Consider the following 535-nt stretch of genomic DNA (forward strand, 5'->3'; position numbering starts at 1 on the left):
ACCTTGTGCTTTAAAATGCGCTCGCCAATGCCATGTACCACACAGGCGCAGGACACATGCTGCTTTTTGCAGGCACTGATCAGCGCCGCCAGTTCCAGCTTCACCGTTTCCTTGCTCATGCCGTGGCAATCCAGGATAAGCTCAGGTGCATAATCCCCGCGACGTAACTGTTTAGCCAGATATCTGTCTTCACCTTCTTTGACATAGCTGACCGTACCCTGGGTATCTATATCGGGTATGTACTCATCGGAAAAATAGAATTCGGTTTTGCTTTGGCGCTGCACCTGTTGGCGCTCGCCTATGTGCTTTTTTTGCCCGCTTGTCAGACGCACTGTGTCGTTTTTCACCCGCTTGGTCGTGCCTATGCTTTGGCGAAATAAATCGATGTCGTCTTGTGATAGTTCGGCGTTGTCCGAACTCGGAGATTGGTGTTTTTTCATGGCCGAGATTTTAGCCAAAAAAAGCGTAAAAACCTAGCGCTAAACACGCTACAATGGCGACATTATTAGCTGAACTAGCAACAGAATATGAACGA

The 535-nt window shown here is 48.4% G+C and carries 1 protein-coding gene; it reads right to left on the bottom strand.

Going from position 1 to position 535, the window contains the following annotated elements:
• On the bottom strand, positions 1-440 hold a 440-nt coding region (gene smrB / locus C2M35_RS15280; RefSeq protein ID WP_105265702.1), incomplete at its 3' end, for an endonuclease SmrB.
• Positions 441-535 lie beyond the last annotated feature (95 nt).

Origin of the sequence: Pseudoalteromonas sp. T1lg76 (genome assembly GCF_002964725.1) — a bacterium.
In the GTDB taxonomy this organism is placed as follows: domain Bacteria; phylum Pseudomonadota; class Gammaproteobacteria; order Enterobacterales; family Alteromonadaceae; genus Pseudoalteromonas.